The sequence below is a fragment of the Vibrio sp. 10N.286.46.A8 genome (genome assembly GCF_041470165.1).
GTDB lineage: Bacteria > Pseudomonadota > Gammaproteobacteria > Enterobacterales > Vibrionaceae > Vibrio > Vibrio tasmaniensis_A.
Genome location: NZ_JBFRLX010000258.1, coordinates 1 through 9,414, shown reverse-complemented (window position 1 = coordinate 9,414; position 9,414 = coordinate 1). Strand labels below are relative to the sequence as shown.

The 9,414-nt window shown below is 42.9% G+C and carries 7 protein-coding genes; 1 reads left to right on the top strand and 6 read right to left on the bottom strand.

Annotated elements, in window-relative coordinates; all coding sequences use genetic code 11:
• Window positions 1–44 precede the first annotated feature (44 nt).
• The 5 genes from AB4232_RS20790 to AB4232_RS20770 form a co-directional block, all read right to left on the bottom strand.
• The gene (locus tag AB4232_RS20790) at window positions 45–1,331 is read right to left on the bottom strand and encodes a DEAD/DEAH box helicase (protein ID WP_372087916.1); all 1,287 of its coding nucleotides are present in this window, start codon (window positions 1,329–1,331) and stop codon (window positions 45–47) included.
• Between the two features lie 141 nt (window positions 1,332–1,472).
• Window positions 1,473–2,213, bottom strand: a complete 741-nt coding sequence (locus AB4232_RS20785; protein WP_029222772.1) for a DUF1223 domain-containing protein — start codon at window positions 2,211–2,213, stop codon at window positions 1,473–1,475.
• A 211-nt stretch (window positions 2,214–2,424) separates the two neighbouring features.
• Entirely contained in the window at window positions 2,425–2,613 is a 189-nt protein-coding gene (locus AB4232_RS20780) for a hypothetical protein (protein WP_009845310.1), read from the bottom strand.
• Window positions 2,614–2,926: 313 nt separating this feature from the next.
• Window positions 2,927–3,928: a TerC/Alx family metal homeostasis membrane protein gene (locus AB4232_RS20775; protein WP_086713932.1), complete on the bottom strand. Its 1,002-nt coding sequence runs from the start codon at window positions 3,926–3,928 to the stop codon at window positions 2,927–2,929.
• 609 nt (window positions 3,929–4,537) lie between these two features.
• Complete coding sequence (locus tag AB4232_RS20770; RefSeq protein WP_372087915.1) at window positions 4,538–6,277, bottom strand: bifunctional UDP-sugar hydrolase/5'-nucleotidase; 1,740 nt, start codon at window positions 6,275–6,277, stop codon at window positions 4,538–4,540.
• 238 nt (window positions 6,278–6,515) lie between these two features.
• Between AB4232_RS20770 and AB4232_RS20765 the strand changes: the two genes are divergently transcribed.
• Window positions 6,516–8,288 carry a DUF2813 domain-containing protein gene (locus AB4232_RS20765; RefSeq protein ID WP_372087914.1) on the top strand — a complete coding sequence of 591 codons (1,773 nt, stop codon included), beginning with the start codon at window positions 6,516–6,518 and terminating at the stop codon, window positions 8,286–8,288.
• A 191-nt stretch (window positions 8,289–8,479) separates the two neighbouring features.
• On the opposite strand, the gene AB4232_RS20760 is transcribed toward AB4232_RS20765, so the two are convergent.
• Window positions 8,480–8,974: a DUF1097 domain-containing protein gene (locus AB4232_RS20760; protein WP_102250468.1), complete on the bottom strand. Its 495-nt coding sequence runs from the start codon at window positions 8,972–8,974 to the stop codon at window positions 8,480–8,482.
• Window positions 8,975–9,414: the final 440 nt, after the last annotated feature.

Below are 9,414 nucleotides of genomic sequence, written 5' to 3'. Positions count from 1 at the left end.
CAATTGAGCGCCTTTCTTGTATCTATAATCTAACCATTCTTAATTTAGTTATTTCTCAACCAAACATCTTGGTTTTTAGGTGCTTTCTTCTTTTTCTTCTTGCCAGTTCCTGCTGGTGGCGCAACCGGTTTTAATGCAGCAACAAGTGCAGCGGTTGCTTCTTCATCCACTTCAAAGCCTTCGATTTGCTCACGCTCAAGACGAATTTTGTTCTTCTTCTCGATGATTGTGAAGTGATGGTAGTCTTCGTGATCGATCAAAGATAATGCTAAACCAACCTCACCTGCACGACCGCTTCGGCCAATACGGTGCATGTAGTCTGATGGACTACGTGGTAAGTCAAAGTTGATCACTACAGGAAGCTTTTCAATATCCAGACCACGAGCTGCGATGTCTGTCGCGATCAGAACGTCAATCTCGCCAGATTTAAAATCTTCTAGGATACGAGTACGTGAACCCTGACCTTTATCACCGTGGAATACTTCCGCAATGATACCGCGCTTGTAAAGCTTATCAGCCAAATGTTCACAGCTGTTCTTCGCATTCACGAAGATAAGAGCTTGGCGCCATTCGTGTTGTTGAATCAGGTGCGCCAACAAAGCTGTCTTACGGCCTTTTTCGACTTCGAATACTCGCTGAACTAGCGTGCTCGCATTGGCACTTTGAAGTTGGACTTCAATTGGGTCGTTCAGTAATTCGTGAGTCAACGTTTTAACTTGCTCAGGGAAAGTCGCAGAGAACAACAGAGTTTGCTTCTTGCTAGGTAGAAGTTTCAAGATCGCATCAAGTTCTTCTGTAAAGCCAAGGCTCAACATTCGGTCAGCTTCATCAAGCACTAACGTTTTTACTTTATCGAGTTTGATAGCGTTGCTTGAGATCAGATCAAGCAAACGACCCGGTGTTGCCACCAAGATGTCTGTGCCGCCACGTAACGCTTGCATCTGAGTGTTCACCGATACACCACCGAATACACAAACAGTTTTGATTGCACCGTTGAAATGTACTGCGTAAGACTTAACGCTATCGGCAACTTGCTTAGCAAGCTCACGTGTAGGAACCAAGATAAGGCCAGAAACATAGTTACCTTTGCCTGAGCGACGGTCTAGAGGTGCATCTTCATCGATTTGTTGTAACAGTGGAAGTGCAAAGGCTGCGGTTTTACCTGAACCTGTATTTGCGCCTGCAATTAGGTCGCGTCCTGCTAACACACTTGGAATAACTTGCGCTTGGATAGGCGTTGGCTGTTGGTATTCAAGCTCGGTAAGACGAGCCATCAAAGGAGAGATTAAGCCAAGATCAGAGAAGTTGGTTGGTGTTGTGGTGTTAGTCATTAATTGCAGGAACTCAAAGCTAAAATAATAGCGCGCTATATTAACGTATTTCAGCAGTATTACGTAACTAAATCGCCCCTTTCTCTCGTGTTTTAGCAATGAGCCCCACTACAACACATCCAGTATCAAGTTATGGCAAGTTTAATTCAGCCACCCTGCTACCGTTTGTTCCGGTGTATACGAGTTAGGTTCGGTTAACCACACGGCTACAGCATCTGGCGTTGCGACTAATGGATCAAAATCGACATTGAATTGCCATTCAGACTCACCACGTCGATAGCCGTCATAAACCACGACAAAATCGTGCTCAAGTTTCTTACCTCTGTTCTCGCCCGCTTTAACGCTGGTGACTTCGTTCATCGCCAACAAGGTAATATGAGCGACATAATCACCTTTGCCTTCGTAATGCACGCTGAACGTATCGCCTTTATGGTTCACTGTTAATTTAGGATTAATTTGTTGTTGGAGCGATGGCAAGGTTCTGTCTAGCCAATTAAAGTAACCACGCCACTCTTTTCCATCGACGATAAAGCCCGGGGTATAAACACCACTTGTTACCCCATAAGCTTTGTACAAGCGTTGCTTCTGACTGAATGCCTTGCTCGCGAACTTATCTCCCCACCCTAGGTAGTCCCAGTAATCGACGTGATAGGCGAGAGGAATGACTTGTGTCCAAAGATTAGGGTCGTCTTCAAAAGTACTAAGGTAGGCATCAGCAGGCGGACAACTTGAACAACCTTCAGAGGTGAACAGTTCGATAACCTGCGCAGGCTGGCCTTCGTTACTCCAGGTTTGTGCAATCGACACAGAAGAGTAAAAGCCGATCGGTAAGGCAAGTAAACAGAGTTTAATCAATGGTGAGTTGCAGCTGGCGTGTGACATACCGTGATCCTTGTACGAAGCGAATTTACTGGTGCTCAAATACAGACCGTTATGCCTAAGTCTTTCTTTCAGGTGATGAGTTTTCAGGTGCTTAGTTTATTTTAAATGCTTAGTTTCTTTGAGATACACAGCTTATTGCAGATACAAAAACGCCAGCTTCAGAAGCTGGCGTTTTCTTAAAATTCTATATTTTTACATGTTAACGCAGAGATTAACGGTTGATACCGATATCGCGTTGCATGTGACCAGATAGGTCGCTTGAGTAGTAACTACGTGGAGAGTTGTCTACAAAAAGAATATCGAAAATGTGTGCAATCAATCCTTTGAAGTTAACCGAGTAGGTCTTCTTATCCATAGAGTTAGGAACAGCGATAGTATTCATTTGCATTGCTTGAGCCATGATTGCCTCTCTATAAATTTGTTTAAGTGGTTCGTTCTGATGACAAGAATAATAGGTGATTTTTTACACGTTAAAAAATGACTAAATTTGGACTTTCAGATTAGTTTTTCTAATAAAACAAACCGTTAACAAGGTGTGGAAATACATATTCACAAATGGTGAGTATAAATTCACAATGGCGTTAAAAACATGCATTTAGTACAAATACTCTTCAAATCACAGTGGCCAATGTCACAGAAATTTTACATGAATAAATTTCCCACTTCATCGACCACGTACCGATTATAAACTTTTCGATAAGTTATATTTGTTTCTAATTCACTTGTTCAATGTCTGGCTTCTTCGCATAAATCGACGCTATAACCGCAATCGTCATGGTAGAAATCAGCACCGCCAACGACCAATACGTCGGGATGGCCCATTCGCTATCAACCAGTAGCATTTTTACACCAATGAAGACCATGATGAATGCCAGTGCAGGCTTCAAATAAATGAACTTATCCATCATGCCTTGCAGTACAAAGTACAAAGAACGGAGACCAAGTAACGCAAATACGTTTGCAGCAAGTACTAAGAAAGGTTCTTGTGTTACCGCAAAGATCGCAGGAATAGAATCCAATGCAAACATCACATCCATAACTGCAATCGCACCGATCACCAACATCATTGGAGTGAATGCCCATTTAGCACCCTGTTTAACCATTAATGCAGGGCCATGGAAATCTTCGGTTACCGGCATCACTTTACGAAGTAGCTTTTCAGGCAGTGTATTCACGCTTTCCTCTTCGCCCTTGTCTAACGCCAGTTTAATACCAGTACCAATCAAGAACGCAGCGAACACGTAAAGTACCCAGTGGTATTCCGCCAATAGCTGTGCGCCTAGTGCGATCATAATTGCACGAAGTACCAATGCACCAATTACGCCCCAAAGAAGCGCACGTGGTCTTAGATGCTCAGGAACTTGGTATTGAGCAAAGATCATCGCGAAAACAAATAGGTTGTCTACACTGAGTGATTTTTCTAGCAAGTAACCCGTAATGAATGACACGGTTGCTTTTTGCGCTGTGTAGTCACTATTTGGTGCATAAATGTCCCAGAATAAGTAAATAGAACCAGCAAACAAAAATGCAAGTACAAACCAAAAAACGCTCCAGATTGCCGCTTTTTTAATTGTGACGTTCCCACCACGAGTCTGATAGATATCAATAGAGACGAGAATCACTGTTAGCAGGAAAAAACCCGCATAAGTCGTCATGATTGGCGATGAAAAAAAGGATTCACTATTTGTAGATAATAGAGATTGAGTTGAGTTCATTATTCCTCCGGGCGGAAGAACTTTACAAAGACCTTCCGCAAACAAAACATATCAAGTTCCACGACGGATCTTGATTGTGATTGCGTTGGTCTCGTTGAAGTGAAATATGGGATTTCACCTTTACATACCGGATAGGCTCTTAGCCTAACGAGATGACGACATGTAAACTTGCGCTAACTACTCCCCAAACGCGTGGATAATATTCCCCTATTTGTGTTTCGTCTATTAAAATTTGCACTAGAAATACAAAAAAGGAGCAAATGCTCCTTTCTTATTGATGCCACCCTATCAAATAGACACTCGAATTGATTCTAAGAATAAATCTGCTAACCAAATTCACGATGGCACTGCGTAGTTACACTGCAAAACGATCAAGTTATAATTCTGCGCAAATTACAATCTTGCGTAAATTACAATCCTGCCGTCGGTATCAAATACACTAACGCAGACCAAACCGATACCCAACCAACCACCGCTACTGCATCTAACCAATCTTTCTTATCCATGCTTATCTCCACAAGAAGTGCGACCTGCAGGAATAAAGCATAAACAGTGCCAAATTTATAAACAGCTATAACTAATAATGTTAAGTGCAATCATTGATGCTGATTATCTAAAACACTCCATGCAATTCAGCGGTTCATTGTGTTTAAGAGACTCTGGGTATTCTTGTAGAAACTCGATAAAACAGTCGGCCATAGAATCGGTCGTCACCACGCCATCACCTATCATATCTAAGACGGCGTTATAACCCTCTTTTCCTTTCATGGTATAGGCTGACGACGCGCCTCGGTAAATTCGGTCGCGAGACACAGGCTGCCAACCGGATGTTTCAGAGTGTATTTCTAGATGATGAATCCTATGTCCTAAGGGTGCTTCTTTGTGATAACAAAATCTCAAGTTATGAGTATAAGGAAAGCTGCCAGAACCCGTGCCCACAACACCATTATCCAATGCATTGTTGATTGCTCCTTCGAGCATGCCTGCGATCGTTTCACCTTTTACGTCATACACACCAATGGGTACGGCAAACGGTAGTAGTTTTCCGGCAATATCGGCAACGGATACATCACCACTATTGAGTGAATTTCTAACACCACCTGCGTTGTGAATCGCAAATTCAACCTGATGCCCTTTCTTATTCATCAAGTAGTGAAATGATTGAGCAACCAACGGAGCAAGCTGACTTGGACCTTTCTCATCTGGGATCCGAATATGGCGCAGTGTTGTGTCTGCATTAGCAATAACTTGTTGTTGAAGTTTTCGAACTCTCGGCTGGTATTTATCCGTCAGAATGCTCTGTAGTTCCGGATCTTTCTTGCACACTGCAATATTAGGGTGATTATTCAAAAACTCACACGCCATATCATGAGCGTCGTCTTGCCCGACTTCACTTAGCTTTGCATCTATAAACAGTCGACGGCCTAACAGCAGTTCGTTCTTACCATTGAAGTGAGTCACTTTGCCTTCAGCATCGAACTCGATTTCGCAGTGTCCTAGGCTCATGGCGTGGAAACCCGCTTGCACAACATAGGTATCACCGACTTTCACGCCGTAATCATCATCTTTAACTAAGCCAATATCAGAGAAATCACCTTGTAAGCGATGACTATGACCACCAACTATGACGCCAATACCTGTTACGTTGGCTGCTAACTCTAAATCAGCTTCGTAACCAAGATGGCTAAGTAACACAATCTTGTTGATGCCAGCTTTACGAATCTGCTCAATGGTCGCTTTTGCGGTTTCTAAAGCGTTTTCAAACGGAGTATCGATATCTGGATTAGCAATGCCTGCCATCTTGTCGATGCTTAAGCCGAATATTGCAACCTTCTCGCCATCAAATTCTTTCGTTATAAAAGAGGCACTTCGTGTTTCAGTCAGATAAGGCTTAACAATTTCGTTGTCCGCTAAGGTATGAGTTTTATTGATATCCTCATTCGATAGATTCCAGTTACCGGCCAACAGTGGGAATTTGATTCTTTTCGCGAAAATCGCAACGGGCTCATTACCCATGTCTAGCTCGTGATTGCCGAGCGTCATGGCATCTATATTAAGGGCGTTCAACAAATCGGCGTTGGCTTTTCCCTTGAATAAAGAAAAGTACAAAGTGCCCTGGAAGCAGTCACCAGCATGCAGGAACAGGGTTCCAACCTTCTGACGCTGGGCATCTTGTTCTATTTGTTTAAAGCGTGTTGAAATTCGAGCAAAACCACCAGCACTCACATAAGGTTCAATGATGTGGTTGTTCATTTTAAGTGATAGCTGTAATGAGGTTGGTTCAAAGTATGAGTGGGTGTCGTTGATGTGTGCCAACACTATTTTTGTCGGCTTATTCTTTTTAGTCATATTTTCTTCTCTCTTTGTCCCTTCATACTAGGTCGAGAATCATGACAGAATCGTGAATTTTATGAAACTGCACTGCAAAAAAATACTCGAGATAGATCGAAAATCTCATTTTGCACCGTATAAATAAACAACGGGTTTTGTGACAGGTGAGCATACCAGATTTGTGTTTTTCGATTATGATTAAAGATATCTGTTAGCTTTCAAACAATTAGCAGAGCCTTCCGTTAGGAGTAAGCCTATGCAACTAGAAAGAATCGAGATTTCTGGCTTTCGAGGTATTAAGCGCATGTCTCTTGCGTTTGATGAGCTAACCACGCTTATTGGTGAAAATACTTGGGGTAAGTCTTCATTATTGGATGCCCTTTCCGTCGTTCTCCCTTCAGACGGAGCTCCATATCACTTCGAAATGACCGATTTCCATGTCGATTACTCAGTTTCACATCCACAGTCTCAACACCTTCAAATTGTTCTCGCATTAAAAGCCAACGATAAAAGTGAGCTAAATGCAGGACGTTATCGCAAACTCAAACCGGTGTGGGTTCAAGACGAGTTTGGTGTTTTTCGTATCTATTATCGAATCAGTGCCACGTTAGATCAATATGAAACGACCACACACTATGCATTTTTGGGGTTGGACGGAAACCCTCTCAAGCTTCATCACTCAGAAAAGCTCGCTCAAGAATTAATGACGTTACACCCTGTAATTCGTTTGAGAGACGCAAGGCACTTCGATCGCCCTTTCAACGGCAATTCACTTAACCACAATGCTCATCTACCGGGTAATGTTCACACTAACACCGTTCATGCTAGTAACGGGCACGCTAATAATGTGAGTGGAAATGGTAACGGCCAGAGTCAAACAACCAATGGTAATGGTAGCAATGGAAACGGAAATGGGCGTCAGGCAAGGATAGAAAAACGCATCGACAACACCTGCCGTCGCCTTATGGCGATACCCGGACATGTTAATAAAGGTGAAATGCGCAGTAGTCTTGAGTCGATGCAAAGCTTAATAGAACACTACTTCTCATTTAAGAGTGTCTCACGTAAAAATCCGAGAAAACCGCGTGATGGGTTACTTTACTCAGCTGGTGCGAACGACAAGAGCATTCATCAATTGGTCGAAGAGACCAAAAACAAACAAACTCGCTTATTATTCATGGGGTTGCTTAATGCCTATTTGCAAGCAAAAGGGCCAAATGACTTAAGAAGATGTGCTCGCCCTCTTTTGATCCTTGAAGATCCAGAAGGTCGATTGCACCCAACGCACTTGGCAAGGGCTTGGAGCTTGATGCAAAAGCTGCCCATGCAAAAAATCCTGACCACCAACAGTGGCGATCTACTCGCTGCTGTGCCGCTTCAATCGATTCGTCGTTTGGTACGTCAGTCAGATAAAACCATAGCCAACCAGCTCAATGTGAACCACTTCAGCAAAGATGAACTTCGTCGAATTGGTTTTCATATTCGTTTTCACCGGTCCGGCGCTCTGTATGCTCGCTGTTGGTTGTTGGTAGAAGGTGAAACCGAAGTTTGGTTGTTTAACGAGTTAGCAAACCAATGTGGGTATAACCTTGCTGCGGAAGGCGTTCAAATTATTGAGTTCGCGCAGTCTGGTCTTAAAGCGCTCATTAAAGTAGCGCAAGAGTTTGGCATCGATTGGCACGTGGTGACTGACGGAGACGCTGCTGGTAAGAAGTATGCGGCGACTGTGCTATCTAAACTCGGTAATGATCAAGAACGACATCGCCTCACAGAACTGCCTGATAGAGACATCGAGCACTACTTGTACATGAATGGGTTTGAGAATTTTTTCAGAGACATGGTTAAGATTCCTTATGATCACCCTATTCCAGCGAAAAAAGTTGTGGCTAAAGTTCTCAAGAAACACGCAAAACCAGACCTGGCTTTAGCGATCGTGTCTCATTGTGAGAATCAAGGACAAGACTGTATTCCATTGTTGTTGAGATGGACTTTGAAACGCGTGATCACCATGGCAAACGGAAATACCTAGCTTCTTGCTTATCTGATAAGTGCTATTAGTTCTTCTGTTGATAATTTCTTGAATTGATTAAGAAACCAAAAAAGGCACACCAAGTGGTGTGCCTGTATAAATCGATATACAAATTAATTGGGGGTTATCTTGCAAGAGTTCACAGTGACTAAACTAAGGTTAGGTTAACGAATTAAGGCTAGGTTAACGAATTAAGCCTTCGCTTGCTTAGCGTGTTGTTCAACCGCTTCCGAAGATTGAGTCGATTTTTCGTGAAGCCAAAGCCCCGTTGCTTTCATCAAGTATCCAAAGACACCACCAAGCAGTAAAGATGGCACGACAAGTTGCCAATCGCCGCCTGCTGCAAACGTCGCGCAGCAACCAATAAAGGTCCCTGGGATATAACCTAGCCACGCTTGTTTGGCTTGAATACACATAAAGAAAGCGACAATAGCGGTAATCATATAGCCTAAAATCTCTAACCCTGCGAAGGTCGAGCTTTCGATAATCACCATTGCCCAGAATACACCTGTCATGTTGGTCAGTAAGCTGCCTGCTAGTCCTTTAACACCGCCCGTTGGCGAAGCAAAATAACTGGTGCAACCTAAGAAACCGGCCCATGACAATAAGCCGAAAGAGATAGCAATCCATCCCCATAGACCTGACAAAATACCTGTTGTTAATGAAATCGCGACTAATGTACTCATACTATTTCTAAAGCCTAATTACGAAATTCATCGCACCGGATTTAGCCTCACTTAAAATCAAGTAAGCATATTATGGGAAGAACGCCTTCTTTTAGCCGATCATGATCACATTAATAATGTACGCGAATATGCATTTATCACCAGATAGAGACCGGAATCGCTTATTCAACACAATTAGTTATAAGGGGCTGTTAACCTTTCGAGCTTTATTTTGCAGCTCTTGTGGGAAATTTATACAAGGCAGAGGCTTTGATGTGTAGTTAGCCTACATGAAAAGGCGATAACGCAGTAGAAATGAACCACAAGGACTGCCCGAAGGGTTCGGTTAAAATCGCTTTATGCTTTGTTGAAGAATATTTGCTTAAAATGACTAGGCTACATACTCTTCGCCGCGCCTAAAACGATTTTACCTCGAACAAAACTTAACCACGAAAGGTCAA

Coding starts and splice junctions, on each gene's coding strand:
- AB4232_RS20760 (WP_102250468.1), bottom strand. CDS start 8,974: ATGAGTACATTAGTCGCGATTTCATTAACAACAGGTATTTTGTCAGGT.
- AB4232_RS20765 (WP_372087914.1), top strand. CDS start 6,516: ATGCAACTAGAAAGAATCGAGATTTCTGGCTTTCGAGGTATTAAGCGC.
- AB4232_RS20780 (WP_009845310.1), bottom strand. CDS start 2,613: ATGGCTCAAGCAATGCAAATGAATACTATCGCTGTTCCTAACTCTATG.
- AB4232_RS20790 (WP_372087916.1), bottom strand. CDS start 1,331: ATGACTAACACCACAACACCAACCAACTTCTCTGATCTTGGCTTAATC.
- AB4232_RS20785 (WP_029222772.1), bottom strand. CDS start 2,213: ATGTCACACGCCAGCTGCAACTCACCATTGATTAAACTCTGTTTACTT.
- AB4232_RS20775 (WP_086713932.1), bottom strand. CDS start 3,928: ATGAACTCAACTCAATCTCTATTATCTACAAATAGTGAATCCTTTTTT.
- AB4232_RS20770 (WP_372087915.1), bottom strand. CDS start 6,277: ATGACTAAAAAGAATAAGCCGACAAAAATAGTGTTGGCACACATCAAC.